The organism is Streptomyces sulphureus DSM 40104, assembly GCF_000381025.1.
Taxonomy (GTDB): domain Bacteria; phylum Actinomycetota; class Actinomycetes; order Streptomycetales; family Streptomycetaceae; genus Streptomyces; species Streptomyces sulphureus.
Genome location: NZ_KB905815.1, coordinates 502,356 through 522,809, shown reverse-complemented (window position 1 = coordinate 522,809; position 20,454 = coordinate 502,356). Strand labels below are relative to the sequence as shown.

Sequence of the window (20,454 nt, the reverse complement as noted above, 5' to 3'; positions counted from 1 at the left end):
GGGACTGTGCGACGCACGGCCCTTGAGGCGGAAAGTGCGTGCGGCGACCGCCGCGACGTAGTACCCCTCAAGGGTTCGGAGTTCCGTTCTCGCATGGAGGTGTCGATGACCGTGCGCCGTGTCGTTCCCAATGTCCGGTCGGAAGCCGTGGAGGAGAGCCGGGAGTTCTACGGCCTGCTCGGGTTCGAGGAGGTCATGAACCACGGATGGATCGTGACGCTCGCCTCTCCCTCTCAACCGGCGGCCCAGGTCAGCTTCATGACCGACGACAGGACCGCGCCGGTCGTCCCCGACATGAGCGTCGAGGTGGACGACGTGGACGCGGCCTACGCGGCCGTGCGCGCCGGCGGCGCGGAGATCGTGCACCCGTTGCAGGACGAGGAGTGGGGCGTGCGCCGTTTCTTCGTGCGTGACCCCGACGGGCGGGTGGTCAACGTGTTGAGCCACCGTTGACGCGCGCTCGGGGCGAACGGGGTGGCAGCGGACGCTCGTCGGGGTGACCGGCGCTCTCGCCGTCGGACGCCGCCGGGACGGTGCGGTCGTCCGCGCCGGTCTCGACCAGGACGACCCGTACGGCGGGGAGTTGCCGCGCTTCGGGACCGGCTCGGCAGACAGGTGCCGCTCGGCTCCGAGGAAGCGGCGGCACCCTCGCTGCCGGGTGGCCGACGGCAGCAACTCCGGGTGTCCCAAGCGCCGTTACGCTGCCGAGGCCGACCGGTGCGCGCAAGCGCACCGGGGCGGGCCTGCACCGCAGGCCGGCGACAGGGCCGGGCCGTCGCCACGCCACCCGCCCCGGCCGGAGAGCCCCAACGGGCTTTCGGCCACCCCCGGTTCACGCCTCCTGTTCGGGCGCCGCCAGTTCCCCGAGGCGGACGAAGAGGTCGCCGATCGGTCCGTCCGGCGGTTCGTGCTCGGCGATGCGGCGGACGTGCACGCGGGTCTCCTCGTCCGAGACCGCGGCGACGGCGGCGAGCGCGACGAAGTCGTGGACGAGCTGCAACTCCAGCTCGGCGCGGGGGATTTCGCGGCCGTCGAGCCAGCTCAGCGCCGTCGTCTCGGCGAGGCCGACCCACGATCTGATCACCAGGGCCAGGCGCGGCCCCGGGCCCTCGATGCCGAGGTGGTGGAGGACCTGCTCGTAAGCGGTCCTGCGCACCTCGTCGATGACCGCGTTGGCGTGCGGCGAGCCGGCCGCCGAACCGCCGCGCAGCAGCGCGGAGAAGCCGGGGCCGTGCTCCTCGACGAAGTCGAAGTAGCGGCCCATCACCCGCAACAGGCGGGCGCCGAGGGGTCCTTCGGCCGGCTCGGAGAAGCGGGCCGTGAGCTCGTCCGCCGCTCTTCTGACCGCCTCCTCGTAGAGGCTGTGCTTGCCGGGGAAGTAGTGGTAGACGAGCGGGCGCGAGATCCCCGCCGCCGTCGCGATGTCGTCGATCGACACCTTCTCGGGGGAGCGGTGGCTGAAGAGCTCCAGCGCCACCTCGATCAGTTGCTGCCTGCGCTCCTCGACACCCATCCGGCGCCGCACCCCGGTTGTCATGGGTCAACCCTAACCAGCGCCGGCCGCCGCCGGTCAGGGGCAGGCGCGTCCGCCCCTCCTGTGAGGGGGCTTGCGACGCGGGCCCGGGCGCCGTGGGCGCGCGCCCGATTCCGTTGCGCACATGCGCACTTGGGGCGTACGTCAGGAGCCGAGCGCGCGCAGCTCGTCGCCGTCGTGGAGGCGTGCGGTCAACTTCACCCGGGAGCGCGGCTCGGTGCGAAGCTCCGCCGTGCGGCCCGGGACAGTGGCACGCACGCCCCCGCGCGCCTCGATACCGGTGACGCCCGCGCTCCCCGCCGCGAGGACATAGGACTCGCCGGCCGGCGACTTCCACAGCACGCCGCCGACGACCTGCCGCTGCCGCGGCCCGCACGCGGGCGAGTCCGACGCGCGCGCCGTCACCGCGGCGTCCTCCGGACCGTCCTCGTCCGGCCGGTGCGGAGGACGAAACTGCACCATCGCCTGCGTGCCCCGGCCCCGCCAGGTCTCCGCGCGGGTGCAGAGCCAGGTCCCCGTGCCGGCGCCGCCCGGAAGCTGCTGGTACGCGAACGCCCAGGTGTTGACGGAACGCACGCCGCCGCCCACGAGACCCGTGAGCCGGCAGACGCTCTGCGCCAGCGCGCGCCGCCCCGGGCTCCCGGGGCTCGCGGTGCGCGCGGCGTCCGCCGTCGCGGCGGGGGTGCCGTCGGGCCTCGGTGGCGGGCCGGACGTGAGGCGTACGGGGGTGAGTTCGCCGAGGTCCGTGAAGAAAGCGGGGGCACCGCCCTTCTCGTGGAGGACGAGGCCGGGCCAGCTTCGGCAGTCGCCCTCGTCCCTGGTCTTCGCACCCGCCGTCGGCGAGGTGAGTGTGCGTGTGACGCCGTCGTCGAGCCCGAGGGGGCGCTCCACGGCCGTCGGGGAGCGCAGGTCGACCGTGGCGGCGGAGGAGACCCAAGGGGCCGTCAGGTAGCGGACGTTGCTGTCGCTGCGGCCCAGCACCAGCGCGGCGGAAGAGGTGGCGTCGGCGCCGTCCGTACGGACGAGGTCGAGGGCGGCGGGACCGCCGTCGGCGCCGGCCGGCTCCGCGTACCGCGCGACGCGGAGGCCGTCGTAGAGGAGGACGACGGAGGCGCCGTCGACCTCGCCGGCGTAGAGGAGCTTGGGGGCGCCGGCCGGGGGCGCGGCCGAGGTCCCCCGGACGGTGGCGACGCGGACCTCGGGCCCGGGACGCGCCCACACGGCGAGGGCACGGCGCAGCAGCGCCTCGTCCCGCACCCGCTCGCCCCGCGCCGGCCACACGGAGAGGTCGCGACGGCTCGACTCCTCCCAGGCGTCGGGCGCCGAGACCGTCAACGCGGCCGGGTCGAGGGCCCGTTCGGACGCGGGGTTGCGGGAGTACGGCGGGGCAGCGGCCCCTTCGGGGCCCCAGCCGTCCCCGGGGAGGCCGAGCAGCGCGCCGCAGGCGGCGAGTGCAGCGAGCGCGGCGAGAGCGGCGCGCGTGTGCTGCCGGCGCCGGACGAGGTCCGTCGGCCGCGCCTGCAGCGTGCACGCGTCGAACTCGGGCGCGAGGAGCAGGTGCCGGTCCCGGCTGCCGGCGGGTTCGGGGACGCCTTCGGCTTCGCGCTGCGCACGCGCCGGCTCCTCGACGCCCGCGGCGCGCAGGGTGCGTTCGACGTCGCCGGCGGAGAGCCCCTCCAGGCGGGAGAGCGCGTACGCGGCGCGCGCCTGCCGCGAGAGCTCGCCGAGCGCCTGCTCCAGTGCGAGTTCGTCGGCGCTGCCGGGGCGGGTCCGCAGGCGCAGTCCCCAGACGCGAGGGAGGGCCGGCAGCGCGGCGGGGAGCAGGCGGCGCAGCCGCCCGAGGCGGCGGCGCTCGTCCGCGAGGACGGTGGTGAGCACCCGGAGGCGGAGCGCGGCGTACGCCGGGTCGGGCGCCGCGGCGCTGTCGGGGGCGCCGCGCTGCGCGGGCAGCGGTGCCGCCTCGACCGGAAGCCTGCCCTTGGGGAGTGCGCGCTGCACCGCCGAGTGGGCGGCGAGAACTCGGCGCTGGCGGCCGAGCGCAGGCGCCGACTGTACGTAGGCGAACCGCACCAACCGCGGGTAGTGCTCCCGCAGGACCGATTCGGCTTCCTCGGTGTCGAGCGGCGCCGAGGACGGGGTCCAGGGGGCGGGCGAGTCTGCGGACTGTGCTTCCGGAAGGGCCACACCCGGCTGAACGAGCGAACCCGCCAGGGGTCACCCGCGGCCCGGGCGAGACACGAACAACGAGGGCCGTTCGGCGGGCCGTTGAGACCCTGCCCGCCCGCGCCTGGGCAGCGCGCGGGGGAGCGGATACGCTTCCGTCCATGCGCCAACTCCACGCCGTCGCAACGGCGTTCACGTCGGGGAGCACATCCGGGGCAGCCGCCGCCGGAGGTGCCGTGTGACGGACCGCATACGCTTCGGCCTCCTCGGGACCGGGGCATGGGCGGCCCGCACCCACGGCCCCGCGCTCGCCGCCCACCCGGACGTCGACCTCGTCGGCGTATGGGGACGGCGCCCGGACGCCGCCGAGGAGCTCGCCACCGCGCTCGAAGCCCGTGCGTACGCCACGCCCGACGCGCTCTTCACCGACTGCGACGCCGTCGCCGTCGCCCTGCCGCCCGACGTCCAGGCGCCGTTGGCGGCGCGCGCCGCTGCGGCCGGCTGTCACCTGCTCCTCGACAAGCCGGTGGCGACGACGTCCGAGGGTGCCGCGGCGGTGACCGGTGCGCTCCGCGGTTCGGGCGCGGCTTCCGTCGTCTTCTTCACGCTCCGGTTCGGCGCCTCCGCCGCGTGGATCGACCGACAAGCCGCGCGCCAGGGCTGGATGGCCGGACGCGCGGACTGGCTCTCCGACCTCTTCGGCGGCGTCGGCGTCCCGTACGAGACCTCGCCGTGGCGGTACGAGAAGGGCGCCCTCTGGGACCTGGGGCCGCACGCGCTCTCGGTGCTGGTCCCGGTGCTCGGCGCGGTCGAGGAGGTCCGCGCGATGGCGGGCCCGGGGGACGCGGTGCAGCTCTCGACGGTGCACGCGAGCGGCGCCGTCGGCTCCTCGCTCCTCAGCCACTCCCTGCCGCCCGGCGACCACGGGGCGCAGGTCGAACTCCACGGTGCGGCCGGGCACGTCGCGCTCCCCGAGTCGCAGGACGGCGCAGGGGAGGCGTACCTGCGCGCCGTCGATGCCCTGTTGGCGGCTGCGGGCGGCGGTCCGCGCCACCCGTGCGACGCGTTCTTCGCCGAGGACGTCACTCGGGTCCTCGTCCGCGCCGAGGCCGAACTCGCCCGCTGAGCCGCAGCGGTGCGGTGTCCCCGCGCCGCCCGTACCCGGAGCCTCCGCCATGCGCGTAGTGATCGCCGAAGACCTCTTCCTCCTCCGCGACGGCCTCGTGCGCATGCTGGACGCCTTCGACTTCGACATCGCGGCCGCCGTCGGCACCGGGCCCGAACTGGACCGCGTGTTCGCCGAGTTGGAGCCGGACGTCGCCGTCGTCGACGTCCGGCTGCCGCCCTCCTTCAGCGACGAGGGGCTCCAGTGCGCGCTTCGGGCCCGACGCCGGCGCCCGGGGCTGCCGGTGCTGGTGCTCTCGCAGCACGTCGAGCAGTTGTACGCGCGCGAGCTGTTGGCGGACGGCGCCGGAGGGGTCGGGTACCTCCTCAAGGACCGCGTCTTCGACGCCGACCAGTTCATCGACGCCGTCCGCCGCGTCGCGGCCGGCGGGACGGCGATGGACCCGCAGGTGATCCAGCAGCTCCTCTCCCGCCGCGCGGCCGACGAGCCGATGGGGCACCTGACGGCGCGCGAGCGCGAGGTGTTGGAGCTGATGGCGCAGGGCCGGTCGAACGCGGCCATCGCTGCGCAGCTCTTCGTCACCGAACGCGCCGTCGCCAAGCACACGTCGAACATCTTCGGGAAGCTCGATCTGGCGCCCTCGGACGATGACAACAGGCGCGTACTCGCCGTGCTCGCATACCTCGACCGAGGCTGAACCCTCCGATACCGTCTCGTTCACGACAGAGCAGACATATAGGTCTCAACGAGTGGGGCGTACGGTGAGTGGAATCAGCAGACGCAGGCTTCTCGGCACGGCAGGCGCCCTCGGCGCCGGCACGGCGACGGCGTACGGACCCCCCGCGGCGGCCGCAGCACGCGGCCCGGCCGGAGGAGGCGGCAGCGGCGGGGAAGCCGACCGCTCCCGCGCGACCCCGGACCCCGCCGGCGCCGCCCTCGCACGGCTACTCCCCGACCACACCGAGCAGTTCACCCTCACCCTGCTCGACGCAGGGACCGACGACCGCTTCCGCGTCACGGGCAGCCAGGGCGACATCCGCGTCGCCGGCACCACCCCCGCGGCGATCCTCACCGGCGTCCACTGGTATCTCAAGTACACCTGCCACGCCCACATCTCCTGGGCCGGGACGCGGCTCGACCTTCCGGAAACCCTCCCCGCGCCGAGCAGTCCGTACGAGCAACGCGCGACCGTACCCCACAGGTTCGCCCTCAACGACACCCACGACGGCTACGCCGGCGCCTACGCGGACTGGCCGCAGTGGGAGCGTTTCCTCGACGTCCTCGCGCTCCACGGCTGCAACGAGGTCCTCGTCACCGTCGGAGCCGAGGGCGTCTACCACCGGTTCCTCCAGGACTTCGGCTACTCCGACGCCGAGGCGCGCGCCTGGATTCCCGCACCCAGCCACCAGCCGTGGTGGCTCCTCCAGAACCTCTCCGCGTACGGCGGCCCCCTCACCCCCCACCAACTGCGCCGCCGCACCGAGTTGGGCCGGCGCATCACCTCACGCCTGCGCGAACTCGGCATGCACCCCGTCCTCCCCGGCTACTTCGGCTCCGTCCCCGGCGACTTCGCCGAACGCAACCAGGGCGCCCGCACCGTCCCGCAAGGGGACTGGCACGGCCTGGAGCGCCCCGCCTGGCTCGACCCGCGCACCCCCCACTTCCGCACCGCAGCCGCCGCCTACTACCGCCACCAGCGCGAACTCCTCGGCGACGCGGGCCACTTCAAGATGGACCTGCTCCACGAGGGCGGAGACCCGGGCGACGTCCCCGTCGCCGACGCCGCGCACGGCGTCGAGCAGGCGATGCGGAAGGCGAAGCCGGACGCCGTCTGGGTGATCCTCGGCTGGCAGAACAACCCGCGCCCCGAAATCCTCCAGGGCATCTCCCGCAAGAACCAGGTCCTCATCGTCGACGGCCTCTCCGACCTGGAGGGAACGAGCGACCGCGAGAGCGACTGGAACGGCACCCCGTACGCCTTCGGCACCATCCCCAACTTCGGCGGCCGCACCACCCTCGGCGCCAAGTGCCACATGTGGACCGACCGTTTCGCCGAGTGGCGGGACAAGAAGGGCAGCGCACTCGCCGGCACCGCCTACATGCCCGAGGCCGCCGACCGCGACCCGGCCGCCTTCGAGCTCTTCAGCGAACTCGCCTGGCGCCGCGAGGCGATCGACCGCACCGACTGGTTCCGCGAGTACGCCCGCGTCCGGTACGGCGCCGACGCGGCCCGCGCCGCGCAGGGCTCCGGCGAGAAGGCCCTCGCCGCCCTCCGCGACACCGCCTACCACCTGGAGACCACCGACGGCCGCCCGCACGACAGCGTCTTCTCCGCCCGCCCCGACCTCAAGGCCCGCTCCGGCTCCCACTACGCCACCAAGTCCCCCGGCTACGACCTGCCCGCCTTCGACGCCGCCCTCGACGCGCTCCTCGGTCTCCCCGAGCGCGTCCGCACCACCGACACCTACCGGTACGACCTCACCGACCTCGCACGGCAGGCGCTCGCCAACCGTTCCTGGACGCTGATCGCCCAACTCGACGCCGCCTACGCCCGCAAGGACACCACCGCCTTCCGTGAGTTGAGCACCCTGTGGCTCCGCCTCCTCCAACTCGCCGACGAGACCGCGGGCGCCCACCGCGGCTTCCTCCTCGGCCCCTGGATCGCCGACGCCTCCCGCGCCGCGGGCACCGCGGCGGAGCGCACCGCCCTCGCACGCACGGCCCGCACCCTCGTCACCACCTGGGACGGCCGCGAGACGGCCGACCAGGGCAGCCTCGCCAACTACGGCAACCGCGACTGGCACGGCCTCCTCGCCGACGTCCACCTCCCCCAGTGGCGGGACTACCTCGACGAACTCGCCGACGCACTCGCCGAGGAGCGCTCACCGAAGACCTTCGACTGGTACGCACGCGAGGAGAAGTGGGTGAACGACGCGCCCACCTACCCCGAACGCCCCGTCGGCGACGCGCACACCCTCGCCACCAAGGTCCGCGACGCCCTCGCAAAAGCCCCCTACCAGGGCAGCGTCCGCGCCACCTCGGACCCGCGCGCCCTGGAGCCGGGCGCCACCGGCGAGTTGACCGCCGTCTTCCGCAACGAGAACGGCCTGGAGCCCACCGGACGCGTCGACTTCACCCTCACGGGACTCGACGACGCGGACCCCCGCGGCCCGCTCTCCTTCCCCGAGGTGGCCCCCGCCGGCCGCGCCGAGGTCACCTGGCGCCTGACGGCCCCCGAGAAACTCGACCGCCCGCTCCAACCGCTGCGTTACGGGCTGCGCGTCCTGTACGGGCCGCGCGGCGGGAAGCGCGTCGAAGCGCGGTCCGAGGGCGAGGTGTACGTGGCGGGTCCGCTCGACGACGGGCTGCGCACCGTCAGCACCAACGACGCCGTCTTCGGGCAGGCGGGCGCGCGCCTCGCCGTCGACGGCGGCGGCCGGGACCTGTGGAAGGCGACCGCCGAGTTCGGCGCCGTCTACCGCAGCGGGGCGCTCCGCGACGGCGGCTCGGTGCAGGTCCGCGTCGATGCACAGGAGAACACGAGCGAGTGGGCCCGCGCCGGCCTCGTCATCCGCAACGACCTCGCTTCCGCCACGTCGCCCGGCTTCGCCAACCTCGCGCTGACCCCGGGCCACGGCGTCGTCTTCTCCCACGACGCCGACGGCGACGGCGAGTTGGACACCTACCGCGCCGTCGCCGGAGTCCACGCCCCGGTGCTGCTGCGAATCACCCGCAAGGCAGGCGACTGGACCGGCGCCTTCTCGCGCGACAACGGCCGAACCTGGCGCACCGTCGCGACCGTAAGCCTCCCCGCCGCCGCCTCCGCCCAGGACGCCGGCCTCTTCATGACAGCGACCGACGGCGGCTTGGGACAGCGCGGCCTCGTGGAGTTCCGGGACTTGCGCGCGGGTTGACGTTGCGGCGGGGCTGGTCCGGCGTCGCTCGGGCTCCGTAACAGCCCCTCCGGGCGGGGGAGTTGGTTGTCCCCGGTGGAAGGGCCGCTCAGACGTCGGCTTCTCTGCGGCGGCCGGGGGCGTCATGGCGGGTCGCGGTCTCGTCGGCTTCTGCGCTCTGAGTACCGGTTGATGTTCCAGGCGGTGGTGGGCTTGCGGTTCGCCGCCGCGTGCGGGCGTCGGAGCAGTCTTCTCGGACTGAGAGTTGTCGTCCGGTGCCGGTGGCCTGGCGCGTGGGGGCTCCGGGCGACGGCGGCTCGGGGCAGTGTGGTCTCGTCGGCTTCTGCGCTCTGAGTACCGGTTGACGTTGCGGGCGGTGGCGGGCTTGCGGTTCGCCACCGCGTGCGGGCGCCGGGGCAGTCTTCTCGTACGGGGAGTTGTCGTCCGGGTGCCGGTGGCTCGGCGGGTGGGGGCGCCGGGCGACGGCGGCTCAAGGCAGCGTGGGCTCGTCGAGTTCTGTGACCTGCGCGCCGGTCGACGTTCCTGTCGGCGGCGGGCTCCCGGTCGTCGCCGCCTGTGCGTCCCGGGACGGTGTCGGCCGCCGGGCTACGTGTCGGCGCTGCGTGTGGCTCCGAAGCGGTCTTCCCGCACGGCAGTTGTGGGCCGGACGCCGCTGGCACAGCAGGAAGCCGCGGTCCGTCGTCCGGGAGGCCGGCCGCTTCATGACGGCGGCGCGGCCACGTCGAGTTCTGTGGCGTGGGCGCCGGTTGCGGCGCCGGGCGGGCGGCCGCGATCCGCCCGCATCGGAACGGCGTCGTGAGCAAGCGAGTCGCCCCCGTCCGGCAGGAGCAGACCGCCGTCCGCACCGGTCGCGCACGCGCACGGCCGGTACGGACGGCAACGGGCCGGTTGGCCACCGGAGTTCCGGGACGCAGGCCGTACTCAGCCCATCGCCGCGACCTTCTCGCGGTACCCCTTCACAGGCGCCGCGTCCCGGTACGGTTCGAGGCGCCGCTCGAAGTCGCGTACGTACTCGTGCGCCCGGACCGAACGCATCTCGGCCGCCTGCCCCGCGGCCTCGGCGGCGAGGGCGCACGCCTGGTCGACCTCGCCGAGGCCGAGTCGGGCGGTGGCGAGCACGATCCGGCAGAAGAGGCGGCTGCGCGCGAAGCCTGTGCCGCGGAGCTGGAGCGAGCGCTCCGCGTGCTGGGCGGCGGGGCGGAACTGCTGGAGGTCGCGGTGGGAGTGCGCGAACTCGTCGGCGAGCTGCGCCTCGTCGAAGGAGCGCGCCCACTGCGGCGCCTCCTCGCCGGGACGCGACGCCTCCATCGCCCGCTCCGCACGCGCCAGCGACGCCGTGCACGCACGCACCTCGCCGAGGACCGCGTGCCCCCGTGCCTCCGCCGAGTGCAGCAGCGCCTGCACAACGGGCGACGCCGAGGTGCCCACGCCCTGCTGCGCGACGCGCGCCAACTGCACCGCCTCCCGGCCGTGTCCGAGGTAGACGGCCTGCCGGCTCATGGTGACGAGTACGAAGCTGCCGTACGCGCGATCCCCCGCGGCCTGCGTGAGCCGCAGCGCCTGCACGAAGTACCGCTGCGCCAGGCCGTGCGCCGCGATGTCGTACGACGTCCATCCCGCGAGCCTCGTCAGATCGGCGGCGGCCGCGAAGAGCCGGCGGCCGACCTGCTCGCCGTAGACGCCGCGGAGCATCGGCTCGGCCTCGTGCTCCAGGTACCGCACAAGGGCCTGCCGGGCGTGGCCGCCGCCGTACGCGTGGTCGAGCGCGCGGAAGAGCTCGCAGACGGCGCGGAGCGCGGCGACGTCGCCGCCGGTGACCTTCTGCCCAGGGCCGCGCTCGACGCGGTCGAGCCGCGCGCCCGTCGCACCGGCGAGTGGGGAGCCGGAGGGGGAGCGCGGCAGCCCCGGCTGCGGAGCCGGGCGGGCCTGCGCGGGGACGCGGACGGGCTGCCCCGGTCGGCGGGGGTACCCCACGGGGCCGCGCCCGCCGGGGAGTTGACCGCTCCGCTGGTGCGCCGGGGGCGCGGCGGCCTGCTGCCCGGGCTGTCCGGGCTCGCCGCCCTTGCCGCCCTTGCCGCCGTTCTCGGGGTCCGGGCCGTGTGCCACCCGCTCGTCCGCGCGGCCGATCAGCCAGTCCCGACTCGGCACCACGAGGCCCGCGGGCGTGAAGGCGATCTTGCGCAGCTCCGCGTGGCTCCCCGAGTCCTTCCGCCACAGACCGCTGACGATCTCGACCGCCTCGGCGGGGGTGGCGGCGAACTCCAGGCCCGCGTAGACGGGGGCGCAGGCGTCCAAGCCCAGGTCCTGGGCTGTGAGTCGGCGGCCCAGGCGGCGGGTGAAGACCTCGGCGATGAGCGCGGGCGTCGTGCCGCGCGGCTGCTGGCCGCGGAGCCAGCGGGTGACGGATGTCTTGTCGTAGCGCAGGTCGAGGCCGTGTTCCAGGCCGAGTTGGTCGACCCTCCTGGCGAGTCCTGCGTTGGAGAACCCCGCCTCGGCGATGAGGGTGGCGAGTTGGCGGTTGGGGACGCGTTGTGCGGAGGACTGGGGTGCGGAGTCCTCAGGTCGTTCCAGGGTCATCGGAAACTCCTAGCGGGGTACCGCCGGCTTCGGTTGCGGGGATGGGGGCGTCCTCGGACCGGCGGCACACCCGGAGGTGCCGCCGCGCCGGCGGTGTCTGCCTGCGGAGTTGGTGTGGGCCTCAACCGAAGTCCTCCCGGACTGCACTCGGTGACGAGAAGTGGCGGGAAATGGCGGGAAATCAGCGGAAGTTCGGTGTGCGAGCGGGCAGCAGCCAGGAGCTGCGGCACACCGTGCCGAGCGTGGAGTGCGAACCGCGCGACCCCCTCCTCGTCTGCGGGGCGACCAGGCGGCGAAAGGCGCCCATGGTGCCCTCGCGGCTTACGGCAGACGCCCGAGGCGCCCTCATGGAACGGCGCGAATGTAACGGTCTGCGCACCGGGCAACTGCGGCTTCGTCCGGTATTCATCCGTACGTGTGAGGAAAGGCCGCCTGCCGCGACGGAGAGCCGCGCCCGTAGAGTGGCAGCGGTCCGAGGAGCAGCCCCGCGGCCGCACGCCGGCGCTCGTAGCGCGATGAGGAGGAGGCCGTGATGGCGCAGTCCGTGGTCGGTACCGAGACGACCGGAGCACCGGCGCCGCAGCAGGGCGCGCAGGACCCGGCCGCCGGACTCGTCTTCCGCCGCGTCGGATTCGGCGCCGAGGCGGTCGAGTACCTCCGCGCCTGGGAGCTCCAGCGCGAGGTGCACACGGCCCGTGCCGCAGACGAGATCCCGGACACCTGCCTGCTTCTGGAACACCCCCCGGTCTACACGGCCGGCCGCCGGACCACCGACGACGAACGCCCCCTCGACGGCACCCCCGTCATCGACATCGACCGCGGCGGAAAGATCACCTGGCACGGCCCGGGACAGCTCGTCGGCTACCCGATCCTGCGCCTCGGCCAGCCGATCGACGTGATCGCCTACGTGCGCCGGCTGGAGGAGGCGCTCATCAGCGCCTGCGCCGAGTTCGGCCTGGAGACGACGCGGGTCGAGGGCCGAAGCGGCGTCTGGGTCCTCGGCGACCCGGCGCCTCCTGCGCCGTCGGGGACGGGCGGCCTCTCCCTCGACCTCGGCGGAAGCCTCGCGTCCCCGCCGGCAGGCGTCGAGCAGCAGGAGTACGACGCGCGCCTGCGCGGCCCCGAGTACGCGCCCTCCAACGCCGGCCAGCGAGGCGAGGACCGCAAGCTCGCCGCGATCGGCGTCCGCATCTCCAAGGGCGTGACGATGCACGGCTTCTCGCTCAACTGCAACCCGGACAACACCTGGTTCGACCGCATCGTCCCCTGCGGCATCAGGGACGCGGGCGTCGCGTCGCTCGCCGAGGAGCTCGGCCGCGACGTCACGGTGGAGGAGGTGCTCCCGGTCGTCGAGCGCCATCTGGAGGCCGAGTTCGGCGCCCGTGCCTGAGGAGCGGCCGCTCGTCGGAAGACCGGGGGTCTGCGCCAGGGAAGCGCAGGCGTAGTCTGATAACCGTCGAGGAATCGAAAGTACTGAGGGAGCCGGACGTGTCCGCTGTCGCACCCGACGGTCGAAAGCTGCTGCGCCTGGAGGTCCGCAACAGCGAGACTCCGATCGAGCGCAAGCCCGAGTGGATCAAGACCCGGGCGAAGATGGGACCCGAGTACAACGCACTCCAGAACCTGGTGAAGAGCGAGGGCCTGCACACGGTCTGCCAGGAGGCGGGCTGCCCGAACATCTTCGAGTGCTGGGAGGACCGCGAGGCGACCTTCCTCATCGGAGGCGAGCAGTGCACCAGGCGCTGCGACTTCTGCCAGATCGACACCGGCAGGCCGGCCGAGCTCGACCGTGACGAGCCCCGCCGCGTGGCCGAGTCGGTGCGCACCATGGAGCTGCGCTACGCCACCATCACCGGCGTCGCCCGCGACGACCTGGAGGACGGCGGCGCCTGGCTCTACGCGGAGACGGTCCGCCAGATCCACGCCCTGATGCCGGACACCGGCGTCGAGTTGCTCATCCCCGACTTCAACGCCGTCCCCGAGCAGCTCGCCGAGGTCTTCTCCTCGCGTCCCGAGGTGCTGGCCCACAACGTCGAGACGGTGCCGCGGATCTTCAAGCGCATCCGCCCCGGCTTCCGGTATGAGCGCTCCCTCGAAGTGCTCACCAGGGCACGCGAGGACGGCCTCGTCACCAAGTCGAACCTGATCCTCGGCCTGGGCGAGACCCGCGAGGAGATCAGCGAGGCGCTGCGCGATCTCCACTCGGCCGGCTGCGAGTTGATCACCATCACGCAGTACCTCAGGCCGTCGCCCCGGCACCACCCCGTCGAGCGCTGGGTGAAGCCGCAGGAGTTCGTCGAACTCCAGCAGGAGGCGACCGAGATCGGCTACGCCGGCGTGATGTCGGGCCCGCTCGTCCGCTCCTCCTACCGGGCCGGCCGCCTCTACAAGCAGGCCGTCGAGGCCCGCGAGACCACCCGCGTCGCCTGAGCCGCGTCGCAGGGGAGTGCGTTCCGACGGTTTTGACCCGGCGGACATCCCCTGGTAACACCTGTGCGTGACAGTGGCGTTACGTATCGCTCATGCCCGACGGCGATTTGGAGGGGATCACCTTGCGGACCGGGTTGCGCGCACTGGAGAGCCTGGAGGCGCTGCTGCTCGCCAGCGGTCAGCAGCGGGCGAGGCGGAACGCCTGGGCGGCCGTCCTCGAGGACCGCCGCCGGGCGCGCGGCAGGGACGAGGCGGAACGTGTGCTCCGTGCCGCCTCGACGCCCCGCGCCGGCACCCACGCCACCTGACGTCCGGCGCGTACACCGGCCCGAGGGAACGGGCGGCGCGCACTCCACGTAAACTTCCTCCCATGGCGAGGAAGGAAAAATCAGCGGAACCTGGGCGGCTCAAGCAGATCGCCCAGACATACACGATGACCCGGCGCACGGACCGGTGGATCGGCTGGATTCTGGCCGGCGTGGGGCTTGTCACCTTCGGTGTCCTCCTCGCGATCGGCTTCCTGGTCGGCCACCCCGTCTACCTCGGCATCCTCGGCTTCGTGCTGGCGTTGCTCGCGGCGGCGATCGTCTTCGGACGCCGCGCGGAGAAGGCCGCATTCGGGCAGATGGAAGGCCAGTTGGGCGCCGCGGCCGCCGTGCTCGACCGCATGGGCAAGGGATGGCACATCGACCAGGCGGTGGCGATGAACCGCAGCCAGGACGTCGTGCACCGCGCCGTCGGCAAGGCCGGCATCGTCCTGATCGGTGAGGGCAACCCGAACCGCCTGCGCTCCCTGCTGGGTTCGGAGAAGAAGCGCATGGCCCGCGTCGTCGGCGACGTCCCCGTCCACGACATCGTCGTCGGCAACGACGAGGGCCAGGTCCCGCTCCGCAAGCTCCGCACCAAGATGCTGAAGCTGCCGCGTACGCTCCAGGGCGGCCAGGTCACCGAGGTCAACGACCGCCTGCGCGCGCTCGGGGACCTGATGAGCAACATGCCGGTGCCGAAGGGGCCGATGCCCAAGGGCATGCGGATGCCGAAGGGCATGCGCGGCCGCTGAGCCTCCCCGTGGGGATGTGCGCCCCGGCCTGCTGCTGCGGGCCGGGGCGGTGTGCGCTGTGTGAGCGTCCGTATACGAAACGGCGCACGCGGCCTGTGCGGGTAAGCCGGCGGACACCGCGGGAAGTTGGCGCGCCGCGGGAGCGGCTCAGATACGGACCTGGACGGCGCCTGAGAGCCTGTCGTGGAGGCCGCGGTTGTCGCGGTCCCAGATCAGCGCGGGGATCGCGAGCCCGAGCAGCACGGTGCGCACGAGCGTCCGCCACAGCGGCAGCCGTCCCAGCCCGTCGACGGAGACGACGCGCAGCCCCAGCAGTCGCTTGCCCATGGTGCACCCCACCGTCCCGACCAGCACCACGCTCATCACGAGGAAGACCGGCAGCGCCCAGTCGTTGGTCGCATGCACGTTGCGCCCGGCCAGCAGCCCGAACGAGATCACCAAGGCCAGCGCCCAGTCGATGAAGACCGCGGCGAACCGGCGGCCCATCGGCGCGAGGGAACCCGTGCCCGACTTCGGTAGTCCGAGGCGCTCTCCGGGGTACCCGAAGTCCGTGCCCATCTCCTGTGCTGCGGCCCTCGGACCGGACAGCCAGGACCCGATTGCTTCCCTGTTCTCCACCCCTTCACGGTAGCGCGGCGGTCGATGCGCCCACGCGCGGGCGGCCGGAGAAGCCCCCTCCGCCCGGTTAACATCAGCGAAACAAATGGGTCATGCTTGAGAAATGGCCTCTGCTTATGGTCGAGCAGCAACGCGCCACCGCACTGGCTCGTGCCCCGGAGCAATTCCCGTCCCCTCGCGGCGGGACTAGGAGGAGTTGGATGTTCCAGAACGCCGACGAGGCCAAAAAGTTCATCGCGGACAACGACGTGAAGTACATCGACGTCCGTTTCTGCGACCTGCCGGGCATCATGCAGCACTTCACGGTGCCGGCCGCGACGTTCGACCCCTCCGAGAACCTCATGTTCGACGGGTCCTCCATCCGCGGCTTCCAGGCGATCCACGAGTCCGACATGGCCCTCGTCCCGGACCTGAGGACGGCGCGCGTCGACCCGTTCCGGACAGAGAAGCACCTGAACATCAACTTCTTCATCCACGACCCGATCACCGGTGAGCAGTACAGCCGTGACCCGCGGAACGTGGCGAAGAAGGCCGAGGCGTACCTCGCCTCCTCCGGCATTGCCGACACCGCGTTCTTCGGCCCCGAGGCCGAGTTCTACGTCTTCGACGACGTCCGCTTCGAGACCAAGGCCAACGCCGGCTACTACCACATCGATTCGGAGGCCGGCGCCTGGAACACCGGCGCCATCGAGGACGGCGGCAACCGCGGCTACAAGGTCCGCTACAAGGGCGGCTACTTCCCGGCGCCCCCGGTCGACCACTTCGCCGACCTGCGCGCCGAGATCTCCACCGAACTCACCAACGCCGGCCTGGAGATCGAGCGCCAGCACCACGAGGTCGGCACCGCGGGCCAGGCCGAGATCAACTACAAGTTCAACACCCTGCTCGCCGCCGCCGACGACCTGATGCTCTTCAAGTACATCGTGAAGAACACCGTCTGGCGCAACGGCAAGACCGCGACCTTCATGCCCAAGCCGATCTTCGGCGACAACGGCTCCGGCATGCACGTCCACCAGTCCCTCTGGAGCGACGGCTCCCCGCTCTTCTACGACGAGCAGGGCTACGCGGGCCTCTCGGACACCGCCCGCTACTACATCGGCGGCATCCTCAAGCACGCCGCCTCGCTCCTCGCCTTCACCAACCCGACGGTGAACTCCTACCACCGCCTGGTCCCCGGCTTCGAGGCCCCGGTCAACCTCGTCTACTCGCAGCGCAACCGCTCCGCCGCGATGCGCATCCCGATCACGGGCTCCAACCCGAAGGCGAAGCGCGTCGAGTTCCGCGCTCCCGACCCGTCGTCCAACCCGTACCTCGCCTTCGCAGCACTCCTGATGGCGGGCCTCGACGGCGTCAAGAACAAGATCGAGCCGCCCGAGCCGATCGACAAGGACCTCTACGAACTCGCCCCCGAGGAACACGCAGGCGTCCCCCAGGTCCCCACCTCCCTCCCCGCGGTCCTCGACGCCCTCGAAGCCGACAACGAATACCTCCAGGCCGGCGGCGTCTTCACCGCCGACCTCATCGAAACCTGGATCGACTACAAGCGCACCAACGAGATCGCCCCGATGCAACTCCGGCCGCATCCGCATGAGTTCGAGCTCTACTTCGACATCTAAATCGGGGGTCCGGGCTACCTGGCCTTCGAGAGTGCTTGACTATGGTGACCTGCGGAAACGCCTTCCGGCGTCTTCCGCGGGTCACCATCTGTTTCCACGCTCACGTGCACCGGTCGTGCACCGGGCGTCCGTAAAAGCTGACGGTTAGACATATATGGACCGCCGCCATTACCAGCCACGCCCGTGGACTCTCACTGTTTCCTGCGAATGCCAGCCTCGACGCAATGCACATCACTGCGTACAGATGCTCGCCTACTTCCTGACACCCCGTCATCGTCCTCACCTCCGGCTTCCGGGGTGACTCCAGCAGTCCGCTGCGGTGCGAAACAGATAACTCCCCGTCCCCTGGTTAGGGGATCTGACGCAGAACCGCGATGAGCCCCCCTAGGGGGTTTTGGTGATCCATTTACCTTCCGCTGCGTGCGCAACGGACTACGGTGCGGCCATGGACACCGCGCGTAACAGGGCTCTTGAAGCGTGGATGGCAGACCATCGACACAGCTCCAACAGCCACGCGAAGGCCCTGAATTCAGCCCTGGAGGACCTCACCGGCAAGCCCGGAACATGCGACGGCCGTCATCTCCGGAAGTGGCGATCCGGGCGAGTCCGCTGGCCCAATACGGCAACGCGGAAGGTCCTGGAGGGCATCTCTGGGATGTCCGCCGTCGCCTTTAGGGTTCGTGCCACGGGGCCGCTCCTCATCCACGGCGGCCCCACCGCAGAAGGACCCCATGTACCGCCGCACTCTCGTCGTTGGAACCGTCTCAGCGGTCGTGGCTGCCGCCGCTCCAGCCGGCGCCTCAAGGCGCAAGATCGGATGAGCGATGCTGAACGTCTGGAAGAGAAGTTCGCTGCCGTGGTCGCCAGCGATCACAAACGCGGCGGGCAGCTCGACATCGAGAAGAGTGCCGCAGACCTCGCCGACTCGGCTCTGAACCTTCAAAACTCCGGCAGCGCCACCCACCGAGTGCGTAGCCGCCTTCTCGCCACCGCGGCGAGCCGCTAGAAGAGGGCGACGACTTCTGCGGGTCGGTACTCGGGGTCGGGCCACTCGTCTTGCCGGAGCCATTCCAGGCGCGGGGGACCACCGTTTCCGTCGAACTCCAGGTAGACCGCCTGTCGGTAGTCATAGACGGACAAGAAGCCAAGAAGCTTGCGGTAGTCATCCTCCCGGTCCCGTGGCCTGATTTGTGCCCCTTGCTTGGCCTCGACGACGAGCAGGTTGTGCAGATGGTTGCCCGTCCCGTCATGCACGATCAGATCGGGACGAACTCGTTTATTCTCCCCGCTAGGATCCGGCAGGTACTTCACCCGGAACTCTCTGGCGTTCGGGCCGTGCCACCGGTTGTACTCCACATCGACGCGGTACCTGTGCTCTAGGGCATCATCGATGCGCGGCTGCAGCTCCGCGGCGACCTTGGCCATGACTGTCACTTCGTGAGTCTGCTCCTGGACCAGGTCCTCATACCTATGCCACACCTCCTGCAGCGCTTCATACCAGGCGTTGCGCACCACACCGTCGAGCAACTGCCCCTCAATCTTCTCAGCCGTCATAGCGGTGAGTATGCCGTTGCCCGCTGACAGCCCACCTATGAGGGCTGGGTGGGCACCTCTGGCGAGCCAGCGGGGGCACTACCAGCGCGGGTTGTGCAGGTGCTGGCTCGCTTGCGGGGGAGGTGCCCGAACCTGCGTAGCGCTCGTGCATCAAGAGCGCCTCTGTGTCTGCTCTTCGTAGATTCGGTCCTGAGCTCACCGGCCCCTGCGCCGCTCTTTTCGCTGGGCTGTGATCTGGGCGGACACATGCCTGCGCGACGGCCCTGCACTGCCCGGGGTTGGCGGGGTTGTGGCGTCGGCGGGTAGATCAGCCGCGCGGCGCAGGCGCCAGACCAGTACGTCGCTGATGGACTCGGCTGAGTCCAACTCCCGTCGTGCCACTGCCTTCTTCAGCAGGCTGGCGGAGTGATGTCCGGCAGCTTTGGCGTCGGCGAGGGTCGCCGCCAGTGCGTGCCAGCTGGGCTCGGCAAGTACTCGCTCGGCCAATTCCGGCGCCGCCTCCCGCACGGCGGTGGCGTGCTTTCGACTGATGGATGGGGGGGGTGGCGGCCCCGTTGCTGGAGCGCGCCGATGGGGTGCCCGGCGGCTCCGTTGTAGGCGGTGCGTAGGTGACCGGCGGCTTGCTCTGCTGCCGCGGCTTGTTAGGCGTGATGGTGTTTACCGTGCCAGTTCGCTGCGTCGGTGACCAAGAAGAAGAGCATGTCGATGACCATGGCTGTGGTGGCGCCGTCTTCGCCGAGGCCGAGGGCGGGTCCGCTGTGGATGAGGTCGTGTGCGGCTTGGCGCAGTGCTCGGTCGTGGCCGTGGACGGCCCGGATGTGGGAGCGGGAGGCCCGCTCGAACGCCCATGCCGCTTCGCGTAGTTCGCCTCTGGTCTGGGCGGCGGAGGTCTTGGCGAGCGCGTCGAGGACCTCGCCTCCGGCCGCGATCTGCGCGGCGACCATTCCGTCGTCGCCCTGGTCGATGACCAGCACTGCCGACCAGGCGGCCTGAGTCGCCTTCCGCCGGGCCGCTGCCGCACGGCTCACCCGGGGGGGGCCGGCGGGACGCCCCTCAACGACGGCCTTGGCGTGATGGTTGATGGTGCAGCGTTCCCGAATGCGGTGCAGGGACAGGTCCGGGGTCAGCTTGGCGCCGGAGTAGGAGACGGACTTGCCCGTCTTGTTGCTGTCCCCGGGCAGGACGACGGTGTAGCCGAGGAGGTCACCTGAGGGGGCGGTCCGTCGGCGGATGATTAGACCGGAGGCGGCGAGCCGGTCGAAGAACTCCTCCTGATCGGCTGCGCCGGCCACCGCACGGCGGACGCGCTCGCGTAGTTCTTCCCCGTGGGGTGCGCGCCTGTTTTTCCGTTTGGCTTTGTGCTTCTCGGCACTGGTGGGCTGCTGGGCGGCGGTGCCGCCGCCGGCGTTGACGAGGGGGAGGCCCAATTCCTTCTGCAGCAGGCGGCATTCGGCGTGCGCGCGTTTGGCGGAGCGGTTGTCATCTGGTCGCCCTCCGTCCTCTTTCACAGTTGTGGCGATGAGGTGGATGTGGTCGTCCGCGTGGCGTACGGCGGCCCAGCGGCAGCCACTCGCCCCCTCACCCGGGTCGATGCCGGTGGCGGCCACGACCCGGCGGGCGATGTCCGCCCACTCCTTGTCACTCAGGATGCGGTCACCGGGAGCGGCGCGCACGGAGCAGTGCCACACGTGCTTGCCGTGCCTCCGATAGGCGAGCACGGCATGGACGGGCTGGTCGAGGAGGAGCTGCAGATCTTTGAGGGTGGCGTCCGGATTGCGGCCGGGGTCGGGTGACATGCCATCGAAGGAGGCCACCAGGCGCGGGTAGATGTGTTCCTCGAACATGCCGGGCCCTAAGAGTGT

The 20,454-nt window shown here is 71.8% G+C and carries 15 protein-coding genes and 1 pseudogene; 10 read left to right on the top strand and 6 right to left on the bottom strand.

The features are described from left to right. Window positions 1-105: 105 nt before the first annotated feature. Window positions 106-453 carry a VOC family protein gene (locus F603_RS0110350; RefSeq protein ID WP_019545939.1) on the top strand — a complete coding sequence of 116 codons (348 nt, stop codon included), beginning with the start codon at window positions 106-108 and terminating at the stop codon, window positions 451-453. 379 nt (window positions 454-832) lie between these two features. On the opposite strand, the gene F603_RS0110345 is transcribed toward F603_RS0110350, so the two are convergent. After that, window positions 833-1,537 (bottom strand): TetR/AcrR family transcriptional regulator, encoded by a 705-nt coding sequence (locus tag F603_RS0110345; protein ID WP_037955660.1) that lies wholly within the window; start codon window positions 1,535-1,537, stop codon window positions 833-835. A gap of 141 nt (window positions 1,538-1,678) precedes the next feature. After that, window positions 1,679-3,718, bottom strand: a complete 2,040-nt coding sequence (locus F603_RS0110340) for a hypothetical protein (protein ID WP_019545937.1) — start codon at window positions 3,716-3,718, stop codon at window positions 1,679-1,681. A 217-nt stretch (window positions 3,719-3,935) separates the two neighbouring features. Here F603_RS0110340 and F603_RS0110335 point away from each other — a divergent pair, with 217 nt between their 5' ends. The 3 genes from F603_RS0110335 to F603_RS0110325 all read left to right on the top strand — a co-directional run bounded on the left by F603_RS0110335 (window position 3,936) and on the right by F603_RS0110325 (window position 8,737). Beyond that, entirely contained in the window at window positions 3,936-4,823 is an 888-nt protein-coding gene (locus F603_RS0110335; RefSeq protein ID WP_019545936.1) for a Gfo/Idh/MocA family protein, read from the top strand. A gap of 49 nt (window positions 4,824-4,872) precedes the next feature. Next, window positions 4,873-5,520, top strand: a complete 648-nt coding sequence (locus tag F603_RS0110330; RefSeq protein WP_019545935.1) for a LuxR C-terminal-related transcriptional regulator — start codon at window positions 4,873-4,875, stop codon at window positions 5,518-5,520. Between the two features lie 64 nt (window positions 5,521-5,584). After that, window positions 5,585-8,737, top strand: a complete 3,153-nt coding sequence (locus tag F603_RS0110325) for an alpha-N-acetylglucosaminidase (protein ID WP_019545934.1) — start codon at window positions 5,585-5,587, stop codon at window positions 8,735-8,737. A gap of 921 nt (window positions 8,738-9,658) precedes the next feature. Here the strand turns inward: F603_RS0110325 and F603_RS0110320 are convergent. Next, window positions 9,659-11,314: an NsdA family TPR-like regulatory protein gene (locus F603_RS0110320; RefSeq protein ID WP_019545933.1), complete on the bottom strand. Its 1,656-nt coding sequence runs from the start codon at window positions 11,312-11,314 to the stop codon at window positions 9,659-9,661. Between the two features lie 532 nt (window positions 11,315-11,846). Here F603_RS0110320 and lipB point away from each other — a divergent pair. The 4 genes from lipB (at window position 11,847) to F603_RS0110300 (ending at window position 14,804) form a co-directional block, all read left to right on the top strand. Then, window positions 11,847-12,704 carry a lipoyl(octanoyl) transferase LipB gene (gene lipB / locus F603_RS0110315; protein ID WP_019545932.1) on the top strand — a complete coding sequence of 286 codons (858 nt, stop codon included), beginning with the start codon at window positions 11,847-11,849 and terminating at the stop codon, window positions 12,702-12,704. 98 nt (window positions 12,705-12,802) lie between these two features. Continuing rightward, complete coding sequence (gene lipA / locus F603_RS0110310) at window positions 12,803-13,744, top strand: lipoyl synthase (protein WP_019545931.1); 942 nt, start codon at window positions 12,803-12,805, stop codon at window positions 13,742-13,744. A gap of 92 nt (window positions 13,745-13,836) precedes the next feature. Next, the gene (locus F603_RS0110305; protein WP_019545930.1) at window positions 13,837-14,052 is read left to right on the top strand and encodes a hypothetical protein; all 216 of its coding nucleotides are present in this window, start codon (window positions 13,837-13,839) and stop codon (window positions 14,050-14,052) included. Window positions 14,053-14,114: 62 nt separating this feature from the next. Beyond that, entirely contained in the window at window positions 14,115-14,804 is a 690-nt protein-coding gene (locus F603_RS0110300) for a DUF4191 domain-containing protein (RefSeq protein WP_026328301.1), read from the top strand. Between the two features lie 147 nt (window positions 14,805-14,951). On the opposite strand, the gene F603_RS0110295 is transcribed toward F603_RS0110300, so the two are convergent. Beyond that, window positions 14,952-15,422: an RDD family protein gene (locus F603_RS0110295; protein ID WP_211231058.1), complete on the bottom strand. Its 471-nt coding sequence runs from the start codon at window positions 15,420-15,422 to the stop codon at window positions 14,952-14,954. A gap of 200 nt (window positions 15,423-15,622) precedes the next feature. Between F603_RS0110295 and glnA the strand changes: the two genes are divergently transcribed. Next, window positions 15,623-17,038 carry a type I glutamate--ammonia ligase gene (gene glnA / locus F603_RS0110290; protein WP_019545927.1) on the top strand — a complete coding sequence of 472 codons (1,416 nt, stop codon included), beginning with the start codon at window positions 15,623-15,625 and terminating at the stop codon, window positions 17,036-17,038. 817 nt (window positions 17,039-17,855) lie between these two features. Continuing rightward, window positions 17,856-18,044 carry a hypothetical protein gene (locus tag F603_RS33445; protein WP_019545926.1) on the top strand — a complete coding sequence of 63 codons (189 nt, stop codon included), beginning with the start codon at window positions 17,856-17,858 and terminating at the stop codon, window positions 18,042-18,044. On the opposite strand, the gene F603_RS0110280 is transcribed toward F603_RS33445, so the two are convergent. After that, a complete protein-coding gene (locus F603_RS0110280) occupies window positions 18,041-18,592 on the bottom strand; it encodes a hypothetical protein (RefSeq protein ID WP_019545925.1) in 552 nt (183 codons plus the stop codon). The two genes, F603_RS33445 and F603_RS0110280, sit on opposite strands and share 4 nt — an antisense overlap. A gap of 195 nt (window positions 18,593-18,787) precedes the next feature. Further along, a pseudogene (locus tag F603_RS31900) lies at window positions 18,788-20,451 on the bottom strand (relaxase/mobilization nuclease domain-containing protein); the annotation flags it as partial. Between the last annotated feature and the right edge of the window lie 3 nt (window positions 20,452-20,454).